Source organism: Rossellomorea sp. LjRoot5, assembly GCF_964253455.1.
Lineage (GTDB): Bacteria > Bacillota > Bacilli > Bacillales > Bacillaceae_B > Rossellomorea.
Genome location: NZ_CAXUQN020000001.1, coordinates 3,638,412 through 3,661,257 on the forward strand (window position 1 = coordinate 3,638,412; position 22,846 = coordinate 3,661,257).

The following is a 22,846-nucleotide window of genomic DNA, read 5'->3' on the forward strand; positions in this document are numbered from 1 at the left end:
TTATGATAGTTTACATTGCACTTAAAAAAGTTTGTTGTATTTTTACATTTACAGGTTTGATTGATTGGAACTAACTTAAAACTCCGAACTCTCAAAATATACCAGTTAGTCTTATATGCTGTGACGTCATTACTTTTTAAACTACCTAAAAATCCCTTCTGAAGGTTGAACAAAATGTTACTATCACACATAATTAGTACATAATCTTTTTTGAAGCACCGGAAAGGAATTAGTAATGTGTAATAACTATTTGAAGCGGATTAATCTATACTACAACGAGCTTATTGTTACAAATCGTTTGAAATTTGACGGAGAACACTTTTACGTTAGAAGTAATAATAGTAAGGAATGGAACAAGGCGAAGGTGTATAAAGGTGACACCATCAGTGCATCTACTTCATTGAGAACAAGTTTACCTTTAGCAAACGCTCGCTTCATGTTTGCAAATCCAGGACCCTATACAATCGAACAACTTGTCAATCTTGCCTATGATGGAGAACTACTAAAATACTACGGCCATGTAAGAGGTTTCTGGACACACGAAACTAGAACACTCTACTTCGAATTATTAAGAAATAATAACATCCCTCTGCACGAACATTCGATTAAAGATACCCATACCGCCTTTTATAAGAGCGTTCGCCTCGCATATAAAGGCACCAGGCGATATCATCAGTTTCTTGTAGACATGGGAGTGAATCCAGATGAAATAAGCGGCATGAAAAACGTCGGGAAATTCTTGAGCGAAGGAAGGCATATAGAATCTAAGATTATTGAGTTGCTCAAGGAGTTCTCAGCACCGTATGAATACGGCCACCGCCTATTCGATAATCTCATTCCTGATTTGTATAACACAGATACATGTGAAGCAATTGATATTAAAAGGCATATCAAAACTGGTATTAAAAAAGAAGAAGAGAAATACATAGAAGCTTTTTCAAAGGTTACAGTGATCTACCTATTAGGGAGCAGAACAAAAGAAAGCAATAGCGCCGGTATTAGAAGAACCAGCATATTCAATTGGATAAGAGAAGAGGAATTCTTTGTTAAATTGAATAAAAAGCAACAAGAGTCCATAATCAACAGATTGGAAAGATTAGTAGAAGATATCAACCAAAAACAAGCCGAGCAAGATCGTTTCGATTTCCATAAAAAATTGGTTGAACGAATCATTAAAATGGATAAGGCAGGATACAACAACCCGGAGATCGCAAAGGAATTGGGATTTACTTATAAATATGTAAACCGCATATTAGTCGGCAAAGCATTAAAGGAATACAGCGGAGATTACCCAGAAGTATACAATGCCAGACAAGAACTAAACAGATTGACAGCAAGAGAGAAAATGCCCTCAGAAGTGAAAAGGCTAACACTACAAGGACTGAACGTTAAGGTTATTTCAGTGAAATTAGGCATCAGCACGGATATGGTTAAATATCACCTTAGGAATCTAGGGTTAAATGAGAAAGTTGTCATCCAACAAAGGAACAATCGCTTAATCGAACTATTTTCAACCAAAACTCACCACAGTACCTTAAAGATAAAATTTGAATGGATCATTGAACAGCTGATCGAAGATTACCCTCTTCTTAAAATAGGTGCTGTAAAATCCATTTATTATGAGTATATGAAAGAATACAAAAATACAAAATTGCACTCCTAATGAAACATGTCCTTTTGAAAAGGTTTTCAGTACTTTCCAAACCCTATCGAAATTCAGGGTCCTCCCCCTTACGCACTAATGCTCTAGTGGACTGGTGGACTTGCTCCACTTTTTATGATTGTCGGCTTTACCCGTGAACATAATTACGGGAAGATTTATTTTACAAATCATAATAGAAGGACTTCTGTTTACAGAGGGACTGATGTGAAGGAAGTAATTAAGTTAGCAAAGAAAGCAGGAGCTTACAATCACAGTAAACCACTGCTTTCTTCATTATTATAGTTAATCTAGCCCTTACCTGCTCTCCAACGGCTGGACATTCCCAACGTAAGAACAGGAGAACTCTTCTCAGGACATGCCCACAGCACAGCATTCCTGATCCCCGCTGTATATCCTTGTTATGAAACGTCGGATATGTTTCTTCCCCTGTCCTGAAGTAGAAGATCTTCCCTCTTCCGCGCCGGTATGTACAGCCGCTTCTGAACACTTCTCCTCCCGACAATCAACTGATAAGGATGAGTTCGTCCGACTTCGGAATGCCAAAGCGTTCGCCGTACATTTCTTCTTTCTCGAGATCGATGACTTCAGGGATGCCGTTCACGATAGGATGACCTTCCTCCAAGACCCACAGTTTTTCATTATCGTCTACTACCCGTCATTTCAGTTCTCCCGTCCTGGTCCCCGTCAGTAGCTTGAATAGTAGAGTGGGAACGGTTCCAATTCTACCGCCTCCTACCTAAAGACTTACAAACCCATTTCTTTTAGATTATCACTTTAGAAGTGGATGAATTAGAGACACTTCACTTCCACCTTTCTCCATATTTTAAAAGTATTATTGGAAATTTCCCAGTTATCCAAAAATGACTTATCCCCTTTACCGGTGTAATAATATGGTAAAATAACCTTAATAGTTAAATTAACATTCGAGGTGTCCTAATGCTAAAACAACTACTCTCTAAACTACTACTCTCTAAACTACTACCAGCCAAAGATGAAGCCAAACCTGAAATCATCGTACAAACCCAAAAGGTATTCTTATACGAAACGGACCCATCCAAACTAGAAAGCATCATTCAGTCCACAGCTCCTAATGGCCCGCAGCCAGGGTACGTGAATATCATCCAGGAACATATGAATGGCTGGTTCAAAATCGTAAGCTCCACGACCATTGATATAAGCCTGAATGTGTTCAATGTGAACCAGCCCGTTGATTATCACCTGGTGTATTTGATTAAATCCGGTGATGTTCAGTCGACCGAGAAAGCATTCCATGAACACTTCGCTTCGAAACAGTTACTGGGTGAGTGGTATGATTTCTCTAGTGAAGACATTGCTTGGATTAAAAGTGGTACGTATACTCCTGAGATTACAGGCACAATCGGCACTCACTCCCAACTGAGCAATGATCAGTCTTTAACGCCTAAACAATTGGATTACGCGAAATCCATGATTAAGAGATTAGGATCTTCCTATTCCCTTGCTGTTGAAGAATCTGCTTTAACCCAAATGGACTTGAAGCGACTGTCTGTCTATTTCCGCTTTAAGAATCACGGGGCTTTGAAGAATCTTGTTGAGTCTGGTGTGATTAAGAAGAAAGAGCTCGTCAAGCGCTGATAAGAAAAAGGTATGAAAAGCGTGCTGCTCATACCTTTTCTGTATTTATCCACTTTTCTCGCTCGTTTTCTTCTGTTCTTTTCTCTCGATAAGGCATTGATCAAAGTACTTTGTGAATTCGGATTCCCCTGAATACGATAAGCACAAATATTCTTTCGCCCTTGTCATCCCGATATAAAGAAGAGAGACTTCTCTTTCCACATCCTCCTCCAGTGCAAACGGCATGTTGTCCACATTCACAATAAAGACCGCTTGAAAGTCGAGTCCTTTGCTGCTGTCGATCGTACTGATTTTGACTCGATTGTCCTCCTTCTCGAAGCTCCGCTTGGATTGACTATTTTCCGTTAACCAGAAGTAGTCAATATGCTCTTTTTGAAGTTCGCGCTTTAGAATGTCGATGTAGCTTGTGCTGAATGATTTCTTGATCCGGTATAAAATAAGCATTTCCGAGAACGGTACATGCTTCTCTTCGTTCAGCTTTTTGATTTGCCTTGCTACGAACCTTGCCTCCTGTTGGAAATCACCTTTCTTGATGATAGCAGGCTCGATCCCTTTTCTTCGTGTACTTTGCGGAGCTATGATTTCGCCTTCTAATTCCCTCGTCACCACTTTATTCTTTAACGAGGAATGCGTCTTATAGAAGTCCCATGCGAATTTCACGACTTGTGCAGTATTTCGATAATTGATGCTTAACACTTTCGATCTTCCTTGAAAACTGAGACCCATGTCCTGCAGGTAACTTCTTTTCCGTTTATAGATGGACTGAGCTCGGTCCTCTACTAATAGAAGGGACTTGGTTTCTGGGTTAAGAAGACCTGACACCAGTTCAAACCAGGAAGATTCAAAGTCCTGTCCCTCATCAATCAGGATCGCATCATATGTAGGGAGAATCGCTTCCCCGTTTTTAATCTTTTCAAGCACGGTGGGCAGCTCTTTTTCCTTAATCTTGAGATCGTTCTTCAGCCAAGAATGAAAGTTTCGAACAGAAATATGATGCTTTTTCCCTTTGACATTTTCAGAGCCAGAGAAATCAAAGTCAAAGAGATTATCAGGCTCATTCATCATATGGAAGACAATCTGCTCAATGTTCCGGGCAAGGGAAATATTGTAGCAGAGAATCAGGATCTTCCAGTCCGGCTGTTCTTTGGCCAGTAGTTTCGCTCTACTCGCAAGAATGAGTGTTTTCCCGCTCCCTGCTACCCCACGAATAAGCCGGTTCTTATCCCCAATCTGCTTCGCCAGATTTTCCTGATGCAGATCCATCGCTTTAATATCATGGAGTGATAGCAACAGTTGATCCTGGTAAGGGACAGGCTGCTTGAACTCCGCACTAATCCGTACTTCAGGGAACAAGTGATACCGGATCGCATCCATCTCTTCTTTTGACAGGGGCTTTTGCAACCGGTACGGAATCGTAAACATATTCACGATCTTCTCGATTAAATTCTCTTCTGAGAAACCGTCCTTCTCCGGATCAATCTCATCCCTCGTCAAACAGAATGATGGTTCCACTACCGCATACAGACCATTCTCAATAAAATCTTTCTGATGCAAACGGGTAAACACAGCCCCGAATCCATAAGGGAACTTCAACTGAAATTGATATTTCCCCTCCAACTGGACGAGATTCTTATCCTTCTTCAACACATCCGCAATATGAAACACATAATCCCTGGCCTGCTTCAAAGGATTCTTCGTCTTCCTCTGCTCCCCAGAAGACGTATATAGAGTCCACTCATCATGATTCAACTGAAACAACGTATTCTTCGTATAATCCTTTACCTCTAACACAACCAAACCCAAATCCGGCCCAATAATAACAAAGTCCGGCCTCTTCCCATGAATCTCAGGTTCATAATACACAATATAATCATCCGGCAAATACGTCTTCAACGTACGAAACAACAACCTCTCCCCAGCCGTAGCCGACGATCGGATCGCTTCTGGTATGGTGTAAGCCATGTGAACACTCCAACTGTTTGTGATGGTTACATTATACTACAAAAGTTTGGTTATTTTTACATTTAATGGTTTAACCTTTCCGATTTTAAAACTTATTCCTTGAATTTGTTTATCCCCCTCCAATTTAATGGAGCTTGTATACTCATAAAACAAAATATAGAATATCCTCATAACCTAAGAAAGGCAGCTGAAAGAGAGTGTACTTTAAAAACAACCTACAACAACTGATGGATTCACGTGGAGTTTCCCTAAATAAGTTAAGTCTAGATAGTGGAATCAGCATTAATACATTAAGAGAAGCAAAAACAATCCCTCCCATAATCTCAACTTAGATACTGCTGCTAGGATAGCTGAAACATTGGATTGTCATATTAAAGATCTTATCGAAGAAGATATGCCTACATTATTTTTTGAAGAAGTATCCATTACATATAATCAGAATCCACTTTTTATTAATGAACAAATATTCAGCCCCACCAATATTAACCTTTTGAAAGATTTGTTTTCAGAGCTAGGGATTGTATGTGATATTACGCCATACAGTTTATATCGAAACGTAATGATAAAAAACAAGGATGAAAAAAGCTCCATTATCTTCGACATTAATATGTCTATTAATCAAAGAGCTGAGTTGCACGTTAGAGATTTTTATATTTCCGTTAACCAAAGGATTTTAGATGAAACTATAATAAAAAAAGCTCTCATTTTCGCACTTGAAACATATGCTAAAAAGTTGAAATGTACACAGATAAAATTTCGTGTTTCAAAGGACTTAGAACCAATGGAAGATAACGTATACACTAAAATACAAACACTCCCATCTAATTTCAAATTCACTATGGGTACAGATCCTACCCTCTTCATTGAAAATAACTATGAAGAATTTAACAATCCATTTTCGTTTGAAGATACGACTCTTTGGTATAAAAATTTATTATAATTTGATTGGAGGTAAAAGATTTGGAGAGAAAGAGTGTAATAGAAGAGCTAATTACCATATTTTCGAGGTACCATAAAAAGCATGAATCCTTTAAGGAATTTTGTTTAGAAAACCCAGTGTTAGAGAAAAGCATTGAGGTATTTGATGAAGAGCTGGTAGACTTAATCTATCTAAATTTGAAGCAACTTGGTATTTGTGAAAAGGATGAAACTGAACAGTATTGTAAGGAGAACTGGACAATAAACACTTGTTATAACTTAATCAAATTAGCCTCAGAAGATGAAAAGTATGTAAAAGCTGCAATTGATATAATATCAGATTGGGAGAACTTAAAAACATATACAGCTAAAGTAGAATCACACACATGGTTCTATTATAAAGACCTTCTTGTTGAATACTCTTAAGTATGACGTATTTGCTTTTATAAAAAATACTCCTACCTACCGTTCGAAAATTCCACGTCGGGTAGGAGTGTTTCTCACCGTTATAAATCCCTTTGAAGCACGGGGACGGTACTGATAATTTCTCTTTCTGCAAAGGAAGATTGTTCCCGAATGGATTACTAATCTTCCCCCGCTTTTGATAGGAGCATCAATCACCCTTCCACTTCTAAAGTTTTCATAGAATAGAAGCATGAGGACCGATCTTCTCTTTTTCTAAAACTCAAAATGATAGTTTTCTATATGCCTTAAAGCGTCTATAAATTCCATTGTATCCATAACGTATTCGTGTCTGGAAACACTCTCATTTTCAAGTTTGACTGAGAATATGACCGTTTTACTATTAGGCCGGAAACGAACAATGTCTTCAATTGTTACCCATCCTTCCGTTACAGCTTTTATGAGTAAGATATCTGTGCTCATGAAACTGACAGGAGTGGCTGGATTGTGTACTAATTCCATTTTATGAAGATTGTCCATTATTTTCTTTTTTATAGTCAAGGTTCCTTTATCACTGGAGAAAATGGTGATATTTCTTATTAACGAGGGAAAGTGGTGAAGCAACAAATAAGTTAATACTAATATAGAGGTTTCCCCAGCATTTTTTCTTAAGTCAGTTCCACTGGTGACTTCAAATCCTTCTTCATAAAAATCCTCGATCCACCTTTCTGGTAGGTCATCATGTTCATTATAGAATTTTTTTAATTTCGAATAGAATTTTCTTGCTGGTGAAATTGCCGAAGAAGCATGATGGAAAAGTTCTAGCAACCTTAGCTCTTGATACCAAACCAGCTCAGGATAGTCTTCCTCTTCACTTATAATAAAGTAGGGAATAGGGACACTCGCTAAGTAATGTAATCGTTTTGGGTATGAGAGATTTCTCTATGAACCCATTCAGGTATTAAAATCATATCATAATCCTTAAATACTTCCTCTGAGCTGTAAACATCATCATGCTGGCTACAAAATTCAAGATTGTTGTTATCCATGATGAGTATACGATTACCTTCTAACTCATTCATTTTGGCTCTTAGGTCTCTATAATTCCCCACTCTCTAGTTTTCCTTTCACTTGTAAATATTTATTTTCCAGACCGTATATAAAATCTTTTGTTTCCCTATAAGCACGGTCACCAGTAATGTCTACTTCATCGACTTCATGTTTTAAACGTCCAAAATCAACTTTAAATGAAGGTTTGACTAGATTCTCATCTAAAGATAATTGCTGAAATATTTCTACCCAGGCTTCAGTGTTTAGGGATAAATCAAAGTTTACCTTTATTTCTTCTTGGAGTTCTTTATTATGATACTCGAGTGCAGATTCATATAGCTGGATTAATATCGCTTTATAAGGTGCTTTAAACGTATCCATACAGATAGCAGCCTTATGAACAAATTCAGTTTGTCTCATATCTAAAAAGTATCTGTAAATATCCTTACTTATTACCATCTGACTCGCAAAATAGTCAGCTTTACGCTCTGTTAAATCAAGTTCCGTAGAAATTTCATGTACATTTGAAAAGTTCTCTGTAAGGTGGTAGATTTCATGCCAATAAATGAAGTATTGATACAAGCGAGGTTGTGAAGTATTAATGACTGGAATTTTTCTCCCGGTTGGTAATTCTCTTATGGCTCCTCCCCAGTTTGGATCCGGGATGGGAATTTGAATGAGATAGTGATCTTTTAATATTTGTAATCCAAGTTTTTCAGGTGATTGTATATTGTATTTAGCAAGGAACATATGCATATATTGTAAATGTCTCTGAACCTCATGATCAATTTGTTGATTCAATCTTACTGTTTCGTCTAAATTCGTACTCGTTATCCTCATTTTTTCACCCCTTTACATAAAAAGCAGCAACCGTTAATAATTCATCTAAATCGTTTAATAATTCTTCTGTTAAAGGGCTTTTATCAGAAATCGCAGATCGATCTGAATACTGAGTTGATGGTAATTGCCATTTTTCTTCATGGAAACCTGAAAATGTCTCAAAATAATCATTTGGTAACTGGAGTGCCTCTGTAATCTTTCCTAACTGTTCTTCATAAATCTTGGGATTCGGACTTTTCCCTTCTAGAATTTGATTAATTGTCGGACGAGAAATTCCTGTCATTTTAGATAAAGCCGTCTTTGTATAACCTTTAAGCCTTAAATACGTTAATAAATTTTCTCCAACCATACTCTGCAAATGATAAAGTCTCATGTTCCACACCTCCAACCTGATTACTATAATTATACACTATATGCCAAAAACGTAAAAATAATTTTTACAAAACGTAAAAAATATTACTTATTATAACCAAGTTTAGTATTTTATATTCACATTTATTCAAGAACAACTTTGAGTATCATTTCTATTTGATATTCAAATTCCACTTATTAGTCAACTTTATTATTAAAAGAACCACGGATTTGTCTCCGTGGTTCACATTTGTATCTAAATTAGTGAATAATGAAAATTAAGGATATGACAGCGTTGGTAAGTCCTCTCTCATTGATTTTTGAGCTATAAAGGCCAGAGGGACAGATGCCTTGGCCCGTCATTTTTTATAAAGAGCCAAGGTCTCCATGGCTCCTGTTGGCATTACCTTGAAGCTTCATAATATACTTTAATCCCGCGTTCGCACTGCGGAAAGTTCGGACGTTGAAGATATCTTTAATCGTCAATGCCAGTTCTGGTGTTATCCCTACAAGAATGAGTTCTACCCCTATTAATCGTAAGCAGTCATGCAACGATTGAATCGTGCAGGTGAATTGATTAACAACCTGTTTCACTCCACCTAATGATAATAAAACAAATTCTATCTGTTTGGATGTACACTCTTCTAGCACCATTGAAATCAAGTGATCTCCTCGATCTATATCCATATCTCCTAAAAGAGGCAGGGCAATGGTGTTCTCCCAAATATGAATAATCGGAACCTGCAGTTCTTTTATCATCTGGTCTTTTCTTTTCTGTTCCTCCGCCTGTGACGTTACATCCATCAACATAACCATATATCCTTCTATTTCGGCAGTATCTTCTAGTGGGTGAATGGGCGTAATGACAATATCCGCAGCAATTTTATCCGCAATCATAATTCTTGCTCTGTGCCCCTCTCCTAGCTCCTTCATCATACCCCTTTGATAGTCAGGAGAACGGTGAAAGTGGTCCATATTCAACCCAATCATATCTTCCGCCCTTGATAATCCATAATAAGGAGCAATGGTCTGCAATGACTGGATCGCTTTGCGATTCATCCAAGTGATCTTGAAATCTGTATCGGCAATAAGAATATTTTCTCCAATACTATTTAACGTATTTGTAGCTGTAATATCAATAGGAAGCTGATTACTCATGATCCTCCACCTCGTAATGAAATTTATTTCTTTCTCTATATTATAGTGCTTACTCTATGAACGTAAATACATTAATGAAGATTATAGAGTCACTGTGTCTCACTCTGTGTATAGTAGGGTTCTACCCTAACCGGGGGCATGGGAATAACGGGGGAGGTTTCTGATGCTTACTTTTATTATAAAAAAAGCACGAGAACTGCCCCCCTCCGTGCTTCTATCTTCATATCCCGAAATGGGGTCAGTCCGCTAATCCGTTAGTGTGTCGGGGGACTGACCCAAAATCTGTGATAATAATTTTAGGTTTTATAATGAACGGAGGTCTATAAATCCCTGCATAACCGCATCAATTTCTTCATCAGATCTTACACGACCAGTTCCAGCTTTCTGAGCGATAACTTAGAAGCAGAGTGACGGTTCTGGTGCTTCCTGGCAACATAAAAAGAAGCACGAGATCCGCTCCCGTGCTTTCCACTAGCTTTCGTTTTGCATACTTTAAAGGAGACAATCCACCTCTTAATAAGCCTTAATCCCAAACATCAAAAGCTTCTTAGGTAAAATATCATCTAAGTTCTGGATATCAGCGTCATTCAGCTCAATTAAATTAAATCCATATTTATGATAGATTCGTAATTTCTCTTGTTTCCTTGCTGCATACTTCGGATCATTTTCCAATCCCCAATATTCTATGTACACTTTACCAACAGGCAGATAGAAATCGGTATATACATCTTCTTCAACTGGTAACTTTCTTTCATAAGCATGTGCAATTTCGGACATGTACAGCCAATTATCAATTAACATCTCTGCTCTTGACCGGACATAATGTCCATCGGTTGCTCTGTGTTTGGCTTCGAACTTCTCTCTGAACTCTAATGGGTTGTGTTGGACAGACTCTGCTTTCTCTTCCGTCCCATTCCCCTCTAGCTCTTTCATTGTTTCGACTAATCTTCTATTCTGCAGTATACTGTTTGGCCAGTTTACATATGGGACACCCGTTTTATCGTATTCAAGCTGTTTTCCACCCAAACTTAATCCGAGTTTTGTTACGGTCCAACCTTTTAGACCCTTTTGAACAAAGCCAAGTTCCGACAGGATTGGATTCATTTTAAGCTTCGATACCCCAAAATGTTTACTTAATGCAGTAGCATTTATAAGGATTTCATTACTATCCGTTTTAAACATGCTATGATCTTTTATGTCTTCCTTCCAGGCAATGTACTCTCCCACTCTTGGAAGTTTTTTTATGGTGCCCCCTATCTGCTTTCCCTTTTCAGTTAGCATCCAATTATCATCTACCCTGTTAATGAACCCATTTGCAAGGAATATATTAAACATTTCTTTAACATTTATTTTTAATTCCTTTGAAAGTGCAGTTGTGGAAACGTATCTCACTTTATCCGTTGTACTCATGCCATCCCTCTTTTTCAATAATCTGCTAATTATATAGTACTTCTTAATTATTGAGAGAACAATAGATATGGGGAGATTCCTTTTTTCAGTAGAAGCAAGTGGCACATTAACATTAAACCGTTTTACCGCTAAACACAGCAACAACATCCAGTTAATGGTAAAATAAGGGGTGTGAGTGAGCTGGCTCCACATAAGCATTTGAATCTTTGTTTATTCCCTCCCATGAATGCCAATCTTCCTCTATGCAGGTAGAATAAATAATTCAAAATAAAGGACGGATCCATAAATGAACTTCTACTCTGGATAACACTTGGTTTTTTTCTTATGGGAATGATTACACTCGTTTTTATAAAAAGTCAACAATCTGGTTTATAGTAGGAACGACAGCATGGGGTGCAGCAAGCATCATGGTTTTTGTTCGGTGGTTTAATACGATTTAGAAAGGTGGGAACACAATGAAATTCATATTCAGCATGTATGCCGTGATGGCGTTGATGGTAGTGGTTAATTTGATAAGTGAGTATTTACTAAACGGAGGATATTCGGCTATTGCGAGTTGGGTGGTTACCGTTTTATTTTTCTTCGGTACTTTGTTTTTTATTAATGCTAGATACGTATTTTCAAAGAAGAGGGATGAGAGGTAAATCATATGATGAGAGGTAAATCATATAATGAAAGAAAAGGCTATTCACAATAGGGGGGGGCAGAATAGCCCTCGTTAACCAATAAATAAAAACTCCCCATGACCATCTGACTACAATTACCTACGTCAGGTCGGAGAGTTTTTCAATATCTAAAATATAAGGTTGTGTGTGAAGTTCTATCCAAGCTTCAATTTCCTCCAAATTTGGTCTGGTTTCATGATTAGCGATCATCAAACAGAAATCGTACAATTCATTTTGATCGACTTTAAATTCATATCCATTAAACTTCAAGAACAAGTCCGTTGATAGAAAGGCAGCCCGTTTATTCCCATCAGCAAAACAATGTGAAATGGTGATCCGTAGCATGTAAACGGCAGCTTTCTTGAACAAGCCTGGGTATTGTTCTTCGCCCCAATACTGAGTTTGCGGTTCGACTGTTCGTTTCTCTACACAATCTTCATCCATTCCATAAGTCTTTCCGCCATATGTTTCCCATCCAAGTAAATGGGCTTCCCGGATATCTTCTACTAATAAATAATAGATTTCGCTCAATTACGTGCGAGAAAGACGCTGCAAAGCTTCATTATTGTTATGAATACTTTCTTTAATCAAGGCTTTCTTCAAATCCTTCATAGTCATATCCTTATCTTTTTGCTTCTGCATGTCTTTCAACTCCTTATCCATTACGTTCATATTATCCCCTGCCTTTTGTTCTGATCGCTTGCCCAACTCTTTATCCTCTTGGTCGCTCATATAACCACCCCTTGGTGAGAAATGTATTCTCATTATGGGTAGAGTAGACCTTAAATTATACCTATTTTACCATAAAAATGGTATGTCAGTGTAAAACTTTTTATTCGTATACTTGGCGGTTGTTTGCTTCTCTTATACCTTAGTTATCACTTAATCAGCACTCTTGCAGTGCAGATAGAGGATCTATTTTCATCAGTAGGTACCTTATCTAAATATTTGCTTTTCCAAATAATCATTTGGTCACTAAAACTATACTCTGTATCAAACCAATTTGTATAATCATAATGCAACTTAAATTTACCACTACTGTTTAAAGACATTGTAAAAGAATACCAAGCTTCTTGATCATTATCTTTAAAAACTTTCCTAAGTTCCTTACTTAATTTATATAAGTGATCTACATTTTTATAAATCCATCGAATCTACAATATCTTCAAAGGATTGCTTCAGGTCCTTCCATATGTACTTCGCCGTGTCGATAACAAAACGGGGTCAGTCCCTCGGCACAATAACTCATTATTATGCAGGGGGACTGACCCCAAAATTCATTATTCAACCATATTAATAAAATATTCGGCATCATCGTCAATTTTTCTTAAAAATCCCTCCAACGATGCAGCTATTTGTGTATCAAAAAAATATACTGGTGATTGTTTAGAAGTATCTAAAGCAAGCGTTAAATATACACCCTCGTTCACTTCAAAAAATACTAATTTATCTTCTTCCTCATAAATTCCGTCTAAATCTGGGTCATACTCGTAAATACCTTCTCTCAATGTAATATCAACTATAGTATCAGGGTCCATTAATCTATTTATTGCATCCTCATTGCTACCTTTAATAAAGCCATAACCTACTTCTAGATAAAATTCTCTAAGTTCATCAGGTAATCCAAATCCAAGTCGCTTTTCTGCATCTAACAGTTCTTTATTTTGTAGTTTAATAAATTTATGCTTCCCATGTTTAATAAAATCAAATGTAGCCATTAAAAGCTACCTCCTCGGAAACAAAAAGCACTTGTTTCCTAATCGGCAATCAAGTGCTTTATAGTTTCAATAATAAACCGGCTTGACAATCAAACCTTAAAGTTTATTATTTTGTATTTCATCAAACCACTCATCAGCAATCTGACGGGCCGTTTTAGTTTCATGATTAGTATAAACTAAATCATACTTGTATTCAGATTTGAATTTGCCACTCTTAACATCATATATTAACTTCATTTCAGTAGGCATGTCTTTTTCATAATCCAAACATAATTTTTTAATTTTTTCAATATCTTCATTTAAGATATCTAATACCATAAACTGGCGTTCCGAAGATACATTGTATCCTTCATCCCCATTCGCCAATGCATCATTCACTTTATGAGGCTTCACATACTTATTATTAATTAAATAAAAAAACTTGCTCGAAATAATACTTTCCTCACATGAAGCGTAAACATATACTTTATCCGCTCTCTCTTCAATATACTCCATACATATAGATATCATATCAGCTTGCAATTCACTAAATCTATCTTCAAAAGTCTTCATCTAGTTTTCACTCCTTAGATTAGTTTAAAAGGACTTCAGAGAACGACTCACCATCAATTGTGTATTTTACTAGGAATTTTTCCGGCCTCACATTATTCCCAGAGTATATTACTTCTAGATTAATTGTTACTTCTTTTGGAGGGGTTTCCTTTAAAGCTGCAGCCCATTCATCTTCAATTTTCTTATATTGCTTCAAATTAACATCAGACAATTGCGAAACCAAATTATCTATTTTAGGTGAGCCTCCAAACCTATCACCTGCCAAATGTCCCGCGTGGTCCTGACCTTTTACTTTACCTGGTGTATTTTTACTGTGTGACAATCTATCTTTTCTCGTTGTTAATTGTAAATTTTCTGTTTCGAATTTTACAATCCTACCTTCACTATCTGTTTGATAGAAGTAGTTATACTCTCCAGTTTTATACCTAATATTAGGCTTTAATCGATTTTTCCTTCCGTTTGTGTACTGTTCGCCTTTTCCCACAAATATTTTAACATCTCTTGCACCAGCCAAACGATTACCCGTTCCCTTAGTCGCACTCTTCCCAGAAACCACCACACGCCCATCCTCATTCAACAACACCTTCCCCATCCTGGAGAAAGCATCGGACTGAGCTACCCTCGAAACCGGACCGGCCACTACCTTTTGATAGGTCTTCTCCATCACCGATTTCCCTTTCCCCGGATTCAAGACATGTTTGGTCTTCCTGAATAGCTCTTGAAGATGTCCGGAGAGGGAATTTAGTCCCAGTGCCCTTCTTCCTGTTCGAGAAGAAAGCAGCTGATGCGCGGTGTCTTCCACTTTTCCAAAGGTGCTTTTCACTCCGTTGTGGATGAAGGATTTGATTTTGGCTGTCGTCATAACGTTGTAGGGAACGTCTGACTTGGAGCTCATTTTGCCGGGTTTACCCACCTTGCCGACTTTGTCTACGCCTTTCGTTCCGAAAATGGATGCTGCGATATAGGTTCCCGCGTAGGAAAAGTATCTCGCCCGGCTTCGTACGTCGCCGTTGACGACTTCTTCTTCAAAGGATTGTTTCAGGTCCTTCCATATGTACTTCGCCGTGTCGATGGGGTGAAGGACGGTATGAATGATGCCTTTGAAGAATCCGATGGGATCGGTGAACAGGGCGATGAGCGTGTCGACGAGATCGCTGACGATATCCACGATCGCCAAAAGGGCTCCTTCCACGGTCCCAAGAAACTTGGATCTCTCACTTAAAAACAAAACACCTGTTACCTAGTAGGCAATCAAGTGTTTTATAGTAAGCTACATAAAATATTTCATTTCTATTTTTAAATCTATAAAGCTAGATACACGTTCGAATTGAGATAACTCCCTACTCCTCAATACAAGGATGCTCCCTTAAATGAATCTTCCTTAGAAGGCTTTTATCGCCCATCAATGTTTTAAATAAGTCATATCTTAGGAATATCAATCACTTTGCCTGGAGATTTATTAATTAGAACGTCAGGAAGTTCTGGATTAGACTTTTTCAACTTATACTTTTGAATTTTTGTTAATTCAGGGTCAAAAGAAATATCTTGTGTTTTAAAATCTAAGCTTAGAAGTTTGTTATATACATTACTCAGAAAATCTCTCCATCCCTCAAGTGAAGAACTTGAAATTACATCTGAACTCTCTAACAAACGGTAACCATCTGCATAGTGAAACATTAGTAAGCCTGTCCCTAAATCACAAACCTCGTTTTCTAAGATAACTGTTGGTACATTAAACCCGCTATTCCAATTATAATTAGCAGCAAAATAATGAAGTAATAAAGGGTTGTCTATATTCTCTAACTGGCTCACTACAAACTCTTTATCTGTATTATAAAGTAACTGTTCAATGAAAATAATATCTTTTTCATCCATAAGTACTTATCTCCTTCCCCTATTTCTACATAGAATTATTTTTCCAACTGTTTAAGCTTCCTTTCCCAAAGTTCTATTGTGGCACCTTGGCTTGGGTACAGAGGTAAACCCTTCTCCTGTAACTTCCTTAGATTACTCTGTAAATCGTATAATTGCTTTTGCAAATTACCAACACTTTGGTTAGTATCCATTCTATTTAATGCTCTTTCAACTACTTCATTATAAACTGAATGATACCCCCTGTGCCTAGACATGGGACTTATATCATTATTTGGAACTCTTAGGAAAATTCCGTTTGTCGAGTCATCGAAATTCATTCCAACCTTTTGAATAACAGAATTTTTTGCCATTTCAGAAGGAATAATATGTTGTGCTTGATATCCACTCCACTTTGTAGAACGCTTAAGCCCCATATCTTCCAATATATTCTTTCCTAACTTATTAGAATTACCTCCTGTAACAACACCAGGGGTACCTGGAATAAGTCTATTAGCATTATCTATACCCTTAGTCTCAACCCGTCGAACCTCACTCTTCCCAAAAACCACCACATGCCCATCCTCATTCAACAACACCTTCCCCATCCTGGAGAAAACATCGGACTGAGCTACCCTCGAAACCGGACCGGCCACGACCTTTTGATAGGTCTTCTCCATCACCGATTTCACTTTCCCCGGATTCAGGACATGCTTGGTCTTACGGAACAGCTCTTGAAGATGTCCAGAAAAAGAGTTTAACCCCAGTGCCCTTTTTCCGGTTCGGGAAGAAAGCAGCTGATGGGCAGTGTCTTCCACTTTTCCAAAGGTGCTTTTGACTCCGTTGTGGATGAAGGATTTGATTTTAGCTGTCGTCATAACGTTGTAGGGAACGTCTGACTTGGAGCTCATTTTGCCGGGTTTACCCACCTTGCCGACTTTGTCTACGCCTTTCGTTCCGAAAATGGATGCTGCGATATAGGTTCCCGCGTAGGAAAAGTATCTCGCCCGGCTTCGTACGTCGCCGTTGACGACTTCTTCTTCAAAGGATTGTTTCAGGTCCTTCCATATGTACTTCGCCGTGTCGATGGGGTGAAGGACGGTATGAATGATGCCTTTGAAGAATCCGATGGGATCGGTGAACAGGGCGATGAGCGTGTCGACGAGATCGCTGACGATATCGACAATCGCAAAAAGGGCTCCTTCCACGGTCCCAAGAAACTCGGATACTTTATTTTTGGCCATGACCGATGTAAACTCGGATAGTTGGGATAGAAACGATGAGTCTTCCTGGTGAGCCTTCTTCTCTATTATACCAAGCTTTCCTTTTTGAAAAACAGTTTGGAGCCGAGCGATTTGCTGCGTCATCGTGTGGACCTGTTCTTCAAGGGAAGAAAGCGAAGCCGTTTGAGTATGGTCGAACTCATTCAGCTTTCGGAGGCTGCGTTCTTTTTCCTCCTGGGCATGGGTTACCTGCTGTAAAAACGACCAGTCCTGGATTCTTGGCACCGATACAATATCTGATACACTTCTAATGGTGGAATTGGCTTCCCCCGTTAGTTCCACGGTTATCTGCCTTGCACGGTGAAGACCTTCCTCCACTTCGTTGTCCAGGAAGCTCTGCCTTATGAACCCGTCAGGTGAAGGCTCCACGTGATCAAGCGCCTCCTTCATTTGACTGATCACGGATTGATAGTCGGATAAAAACAACTGGTATTGTTCCAGCATGGGAAGGTGCTGACTCCGGTAGAAATCGCGGATCGCATTCCCGCCCTCCCCCTTAAACGCCTCATCCAGATGGACCACGTCCTGAACGGCTCTTTCAATCTGCTCTACCTGATCTTTCTGTGAAGACAGGGTTTTCTCTATTTCCTTTATTCCATGTTGAAAGCCGTCCACATCTAATATTTTCATAGAGTGCCTCCCTTACCGGCTCAAGGTCATGGTAGAAGAAAGAGTACGATCGGTTTCTTCCATGCCCTCTACGGAAAGTTGTGTCGCCGACTGGTTTTCCATCAGAAGCTGTTGATAGCTCTCAAGCATCTTCTGGCACTGCTCATTGAGTTCATTGAGCTTATTGATGACCTCAAGTTCATTCGCCCCGCCAATCTGCCTTGGGTACGCTGTATTCCAAGCGTCAATCGTCTGACGAAGCTTGGAGAGCGCCCTCTCCGTCTCTGAGTACTTAATCTGGATTTCAGTGTGCATGTGATCGATCCTTTCTCTATAAATCTATTTATTTTTAATATCCTATAAAATTCCAATTCACAGAATATCGTACCATCGTTTCTTTGGTCATTCTATTGTGAACTGGGTTTAACTAAAAATAGGAGATAATGCTCATTTCTTAAGTAACAACATGAACATGAGAGCCCTTTAATCGTAAAAGAAGCACGGGAACCGTCCCCATGCTTCTTCCCATGCTTCTTTGATTCTTTCATGACATCGTCCGTATAGAATCCTCAACCACAATCTCATACCAATAAGTCCAGGCGTTCAGGTAGATGGGTAAGTCTCGTGGGTGATGTTTGATACACCTGGCTATTCGGAAGTATAATCCTATGAGTACCTCCTCGTATAACGTTTGTTTACTCATTTCTCTTCCAACCTTCAGTAATTCGGCTGCCGCTTCAAAGGTTTCTCTATTCAAACTATCCGGGGTAGAACAGAATGCGTATACCAAATCATAAATCGGATACCCCACCACCGGCATAGGATCTATGATTCCTTCCAGGTTATCATTCATGACTACGCAATTATGGAACCCGCAATCTCCATGTAATAGATAGGGCGTTTTACTTGATTGATTTCTAACTGGAGCGTCAATCAATCGATAAATCACTTCTTTTTCATTATGGGGTAAATAGCCGGCTATCCACTCATCAGCCTCCATGGTCCAGTCTTTTAGAAAGCTGGTCCATGAATCCGTACTTGTTTGAACCCATCCCCAACCATTGTCTGTATCTATCGGTTCATAGCGGTTGATTAGTGTCTGAACGACCATCTTAAGAAGAGTTTCTTTCCTTATCATGGAAGGGTTTATTTCACCTGGCACGTAGGAATACACCATATATTTATTGTTCGCCTCTGTGTACAGAAGGTTTGCCAGAATGGGAAGATGCTTATACGTTTGTAAGAAAAAGGATTCAGCTTTAAGTACTGGAGGATCATTTATTTTGATGACTTTTTTTGAAAGAGTCGACTCTGTAATAAGAAAGATGTGACTTAGTGTTCCACCCTTTAACTTTTCAACATTCAGTATATCCGGATCGATCACCTTTTTTTTAATTAATTCATCTACAATGGCATCAATATTCATGTCTATTACACCAACCTGCGATATTATCCAACATTCATCATCGACTCTAACTTTTGATAAATTTGATCTTTCGCGTGTTCATATTCGACTTTTTCATTGAATAATCGCTCGAGCATCGTTACATCTTTCTCATGAAACATCCTTTCATCGATGTCATCCATCTGGCGTTCCAGCTCTATCAATTCCTGTTCCAATTGATCCAAACCAACTACTGGATGATGGTCTTTCTTTTTCTCATCAGTATGGATATTCTTTTTTTCCACTTTTTCCAACGGTTGTTTTGCATCCATTTCCTTCGCTAAGATCTTATCCTTTACGGAATCATAGTTACCCTCAAAGAATGTTAGTCTACCATTCTGAATCCAATACACTTTATCAAATAACTTGTTTATGAAATAGCGATCATGAGATACCGCCAATATGGTCCCGTTAAACTCACTCAGAGCTTCTTCCAGCACTTCCCTTGACTCTATATCCAGGTGATTGGTCGGCTCATCCATCACCAGGAAGTTTAGATCTTGATGCATCAATTGGGCCAGCCTAAGCCTCATTCGTTCACCGCCGCTTAGTTGTGAAACTTTTTTAAACACGGCATGACCATAGAATAAGAATTTGGCTAGAATATTCCTGGCTTCTCCTTCTGTAACGGATACATTTTCCCTGAAGGATTCCAATACCTTGTTTCCTGAATCAGGGAATAATTCTCCTTGAGAAAGATACCCAATCTTGACATTACTTCCAATCGCAACCTTTCCTTTATCAGGGGGAATCTCGCCCATTATCATTTTAAGGATCGTGGATTTCCCCACTCCATTGTTCCCCAGCAATACCATTTTGTCTTGATAACGTAAACTCATGTTTCCGTCGTTTACTATGACCTTGTCGTCGTATTTCTTTGAAACATTCTCCATCACCATCACGTCAGTCCCGCTTCTGTCACTATGGTCTAATGTAAGCTCCATTTTCCTCCTGTTCAACTGGGGCCGATCGATTTTCTCCATTCTTTCTAGAGCCTTTTCCATACTTTTCGCTCTTCTATGCATATTGGCATTGGGAGGATTGGCTCTGTTTGCCCATTCTTTAAGGGTTTTAATCGTTTGTTTCATTTTCTTTATCTTCTGTTGCTGCAATTTATAGCTTTCAAACTCTTTCAGTAGCCTTTGTTCCTTCTCTATGACAAATCGTGAATAATTGGAGTGATAGACGGTTAGTTCCCCACCCTCCATATCAAATATTTTAGTATTGATTTCATCTAGGAAATACCGGTCATGCGAAATGACAATTATGGTGCCTTCATAACTCTTCAAATAAGTACTTAACCATTCTACTGATCCAATATCAAGGTGATTGGTGGGCTCATCCAATAGGAAGATATCCGGATTCTGTAATAGGGAAAGACCTAAACAAACCTTGGTCTTTTCACCTCCACTTAGATCATGGAAATTCTTATTCAATAAATTTTGTATGTTAAGTCCGTTTGATATGTACTCAATCTTGGCTTCCATTTCATATCCGTCTTTCAACGCGAATTCGTCCTGGATCGTGCCGTATCTCTTCATGATTATGTTCAATGCCTGGGCATCCGCCTCATCCTTCATTTTCGTTTCTAATACTTTCATCTCCGCCTGGATTTCAATCAAATCCTTGAAAGCTAGTTCCAAAACCCCTCTGCCGGTTATAATCGAGGAGAAATTCGGGATTTGTTCAAGATAGCCTACTTTAATGTTTTTCTTCCAATGTATTTCTCCACTATCTTGTTTATCATGCCCTGACAGAAGTTTGAATAAGGTTGTTTTTCCTGACCCATTACTTCCAACAACCCCAATACGGTCTCCGGAATAAATATCAAAGGCTAAATCATTTAGAACGATTGAGCCTCCATACATCTTACTGACTTCTCTTCCACTGCATATAATCATTCTTTTACCCCCAGCATTGAGGAGAATGTTTCATTCCTGCCTCATTATTTCTTGGTCTTGTTGGACATACTTTCTTAATGGCTGTGTAAGTAGCATCGTCTCGTAGCCAGTTGCATTGTCATCCATCCATTCACTTCTGTCACTTTGATTCACTCATTCTCCATTTTATAACGAAATATTCTGTTTATTACTCCAATACCAGTACCTACAACCACTCTATATGGTGACGATGGAATCTTGCATATTCTTTATACATTCCCCAACCCGTTCAATCCCTGTCTTTATCTGGGCATGATCCGGGTTTGTAAAATTCAACCTTATATAATTTCCTGAGCCCTCATTATATTCTGGACAAAAGACGGACCCCGGAATAAAGGTGACGCCTCTTTTCAGAGTGAAATTCAAAAGCTCTGTTACATTGATTTCCTCTTTCAATAATACCCAAAGAAACATACCACCCTTTGGGGACCGATACTCAACATTCGTATGTAAATATAAATCTAAATAATGCTGCATGGTCTCTCTTTTGGCTTTATATTGTCTCCTCAATGTATCTAAATACGTTTCAAAATGATCTTTTACTATTTCCCGGACCACAAATTGCGATAAATTACTCGTGTGAACATCTTTATTCTCTTTTAATTTCATGACTTTCCGGATTATGTCCTCATGTGCAATGATATAGCCTACCCTCAGTCCAGGGGAGATGATTTTTGAAAAACTTGAAAGATAGATGACATTCGGATGACCGGATGATTTAATCGGCTTGATAAATGGGGCATCATAGTTTAATTCGATATAAGGGTCGTCCTCAATGATGGTGATATCGAATTCATTCATGATATCTACCATCTTCCTGCGTCTGTCCTTACTTAAAGAATAGCCTGTAGGATTATTATAATTCGTCACAATATAGAGAAACTTTGGGTGGTATTTCTTTAGTTTCTCTTCTAAACATTCTATGATGATCCCATCTTCATCTGATTCTACTGGAATCACTTCCGCTTTATAGCTTTTAAATATCTCGAGGGCTGACACAAAGGAGTATTGATCCACAAATATATAATCACCTGGATCAATGAAGAATTCAGTCATTAGTTCAATCGCCTGTGTGCCACCGGAAGTAATCATGACCTCCGAATCGCTCGTGTTGATCCCATACCGTTCAACCCATTCGCTTATTAATTCCCTAAGCTCCCTGTCTCCTTCAATTTGACCGTATTGGAAGATGGATTGGTTCACATCGAGACAGGCACGATTCAAGATTTCTACATAGTTATGATGATTCACTAATTCTGAGGATGGCAATCCTCCAGCGAAAGAAATTACCCCCTCGGTAACATTAAGAAGCTCATTAACGGGATTGACTTGTTTCAACGTCTGTTCTGCCTTATTGGAAATCTTCACCATCCTTTATGTCCTCCGTCCCTTTCTAACCATTGTTCTATTCCTCTC

22 protein-coding genes and 2 pseudogenes are annotated in these 22,846 nt (G+C 38.6%); 5 read left to right on the forward strand and 19 right to left on the reverse strand.

Translation table 11 applies throughout. The features are described 5' to 3' along the window. Positions 1–235: 235 nt before the first annotated feature. Positions 236–1,663: a hypothetical protein gene (locus ACSQ2E_RS18635; protein ID WP_435993001.1), complete on the forward strand. Its 1,428-nt coding sequence runs from the start codon at positions 236–238 to the stop codon at positions 1,661–1,663. Between the two features lie 294 nt (positions 1,664–1,957). Here ACSQ2E_RS18635 and ACSQ2E_RS18640 read toward each other — a convergent pair. Next, positions 1,958–2,318 (reverse strand): annotated as a pseudogene (locus ACSQ2E_RS18640) (ThuA domain-containing protein); the annotation flags it as partial. Positions 2,319–2,599: 281 nt separating this feature from the next. Between ACSQ2E_RS18640 and ACSQ2E_RS18645 the strand changes: the two are divergent. Then, on the forward strand, positions 2,600–3,277 hold the full coding sequence (locus tag ACSQ2E_RS18645; protein ID WP_435993003.1) for a GIY-YIG nuclease family protein: 678 nt from the start codon (positions 2,600–2,602) through the stop codon (positions 3,275–3,277). A 45-nt stretch (positions 3,278–3,322) separates the two neighbouring features. On the opposite strand, the gene ACSQ2E_RS18650 is transcribed toward ACSQ2E_RS18645, so the two are convergent. Further along, the gene (locus ACSQ2E_RS18650; RefSeq protein WP_435993005.1) at positions 3,323–5,239 is read right to left on the reverse strand and encodes a 3'-5' exonuclease; all 1,917 of its coding nucleotides are present in this window, start codon (positions 5,237–5,239) and stop codon (positions 3,323–3,325) included. A gap of 358 nt (positions 5,240–5,597) precedes the next feature. Here ACSQ2E_RS18650 and ACSQ2E_RS18655 point away from each other — a divergent pair, with 358 nt between their 5' ends. Together ACSQ2E_RS18655 and ACSQ2E_RS18660 are read left to right on the forward strand one after the other, a co-directional pair. After that, positions 5,598–6,179 carry a hypothetical protein gene (locus ACSQ2E_RS18655; protein WP_435993007.1) on the forward strand — a complete coding sequence of 194 codons (582 nt, stop codon included), beginning with the start codon at positions 5,598–5,600 and terminating at the stop codon, positions 6,177–6,179. Between the two features lie 20 nt (positions 6,180–6,199). After that, complete coding sequence (locus tag ACSQ2E_RS18660) at positions 6,200–6,583, forward strand: hypothetical protein (protein WP_435993009.1); 384 nt, start codon at positions 6,200–6,202, stop codon at positions 6,581–6,583. 252 nt (positions 6,584–6,835) lie between these two features. Here the strand turns inward: ACSQ2E_RS18660 and ACSQ2E_RS18665 are convergent, their stop codons facing one another. From ACSQ2E_RS18665 to ACSQ2E_RS18685, 5 genes are all read right to left on the reverse strand, one after another. Then, entirely contained in the window at positions 6,836–7,387 is a 552-nt protein-coding gene (locus tag ACSQ2E_RS18665; RefSeq protein WP_435993011.1) for a hypothetical protein, read from the reverse strand. Between the two features lie 270 nt (positions 7,388–7,657). Next, positions 7,658–8,449 (reverse strand): hypothetical protein, encoded by a 792-nt coding sequence (locus ACSQ2E_RS18670; RefSeq protein WP_435993013.1) that lies wholly within the window; start codon positions 8,447–8,449, stop codon positions 7,658–7,660. Positions 8,450–8,453: 4 nt separating this feature from the next. After that, positions 8,454–8,822 (reverse strand): helix-turn-helix domain-containing protein, encoded by a 369-nt coding sequence (locus ACSQ2E_RS18675; RefSeq protein WP_435993015.1) that lies wholly within the window; start codon positions 8,820–8,822, stop codon positions 8,454–8,456. Between the two features lie 344 nt (positions 8,823–9,166). Then, on the reverse strand, positions 9,167–9,958 hold the full coding sequence (locus tag ACSQ2E_RS18680; protein WP_435993017.1) for an RsbR, positive regulator of sigma-B: 792 nt from the start codon (positions 9,956–9,958) through the stop codon (positions 9,167–9,169). A gap of 513 nt (positions 9,959–10,471) precedes the next feature. Further along, positions 10,472–11,368: a glycerol kinase gene (locus ACSQ2E_RS18685; protein ID WP_435993019.1), complete on the reverse strand. Its 897-nt coding sequence runs from the start codon at positions 11,366–11,368 to the stop codon at positions 10,472–10,474. Positions 11,369–11,823: 455 nt separating this feature from the next. On the opposite strand from ACSQ2E_RS18685, the gene ACSQ2E_RS18690 reads away from it, so the two are divergent. Continuing rightward, entirely contained in the window at positions 11,824–12,012 is a 189-nt protein-coding gene (locus ACSQ2E_RS18690) for a hypothetical protein (protein WP_435993021.1), read from the forward strand. A gap of 120 nt (positions 12,013–12,132) precedes the next feature. Here ACSQ2E_RS18690 and ACSQ2E_RS18695 read toward each other — a convergent pair whose 3' ends face one another. The 12 genes and pseudogenes from ACSQ2E_RS18695 to ACSQ2E_RS18750 all read right to left on the reverse strand — a co-directional run bounded on the left by ACSQ2E_RS18695 (position 12,133) and on the right by ACSQ2E_RS18750 (position 22,801). Further along, a complete protein-coding gene (locus ACSQ2E_RS18695) occupies positions 12,133–12,564 on the reverse strand; it encodes a type II toxin-antitoxin system death-on-curing family toxin (protein ID WP_435993023.1) in 432 nt (143 codons plus the stop codon). After that, positions 12,565–12,765 carry a hypothetical protein gene (locus ACSQ2E_RS18700; RefSeq protein WP_435993025.1) on the reverse strand — a complete coding sequence of 67 codons (201 nt, stop codon included), beginning with the start codon at positions 12,763–12,765 and terminating at the stop codon, positions 12,565–12,567. Between the two features lie 146 nt (positions 12,766–12,911). After that, positions 12,912–13,163 (reverse strand): annotated as a pseudogene (locus ACSQ2E_RS18705) (immunity protein YezG family protein); the annotation flags it as partial. Positions 13,164–13,313: 150 nt separating this feature from the next. Continuing rightward, complete coding sequence (locus tag ACSQ2E_RS18710; RefSeq protein WP_435993027.1) at positions 13,314–13,751, reverse strand: SMI1/KNR4 family protein; 438 nt, start codon at positions 13,749–13,751, stop codon at positions 13,314–13,316. A gap of 96 nt (positions 13,752–13,847) precedes the next feature. Further along, complete coding sequence (locus ACSQ2E_RS18715; RefSeq protein ID WP_435993029.1) at positions 13,848–14,303, reverse strand: immunity protein YezG family protein; 456 nt, start codon at positions 14,301–14,303, stop codon at positions 13,848–13,850. A gap of 19 nt (positions 14,304–14,322) precedes the next feature. After that, a complete protein-coding gene (locus tag ACSQ2E_RS18720; protein WP_435994643.1) occupies positions 14,323–15,471 on the reverse strand; it encodes a DNA/RNA non-specific endonuclease in 1,149 nt (382 codons plus the stop codon). Positions 15,472–15,722: 251 nt separating this feature from the next. Further along, entirely contained in the window at positions 15,723–16,178 is a 456-nt protein-coding gene (locus tag ACSQ2E_RS18725; RefSeq protein WP_435993031.1) for a DUF4274 domain-containing protein, read from the reverse strand. 35 nt (positions 16,179–16,213) lie between these two features. Further along, positions 16,214–18,067 (reverse strand): T7SS effector LXG polymorphic toxin, encoded by a 1,854-nt coding sequence (locus ACSQ2E_RS18730; protein ID WP_435993033.1) that lies wholly within the window; start codon positions 18,065–18,067, stop codon positions 16,214–16,216. Between the two features lie 12 nt (positions 18,068–18,079). Continuing rightward, positions 18,080–18,361: a YwqI/YxiC family protein gene (locus tag ACSQ2E_RS18735; protein ID WP_435993035.1), complete on the reverse strand. Its 282-nt coding sequence runs from the start codon at positions 18,359–18,361 to the stop codon at positions 18,080–18,082. A gap of 229 nt (positions 18,362–18,590) precedes the next feature. After that, on the reverse strand, positions 18,591–19,472 hold the full coding sequence (locus ACSQ2E_RS18740; protein ID WP_435993037.1) for an aminoglycoside phosphotransferase family protein: 882 nt from the start codon (positions 19,470–19,472) through the stop codon (positions 18,591–18,593). Positions 19,473–19,495: 23 nt separating this feature from the next. Then, the gene (abc-f, locus tag ACSQ2E_RS18745) at positions 19,496–21,391 is read right to left on the reverse strand and encodes a ribosomal protection-like ABC-F family protein (RefSeq protein WP_435993039.1); all 1,896 of its coding nucleotides are present in this window, start codon (positions 21,389–21,391) and stop codon (positions 19,496–19,498) included. A 216-nt stretch (positions 21,392–21,607) separates the two neighbouring features. Next, positions 21,608–22,801: a PLP-dependent aminotransferase family protein gene (locus tag ACSQ2E_RS18750; RefSeq protein ID WP_435993041.1), complete on the reverse strand. Its 1,194-nt coding sequence runs from the start codon at positions 22,799–22,801 to the stop codon at positions 21,608–21,610. Between the last annotated feature and the right edge of the window lie 45 nt (positions 22,802–22,846).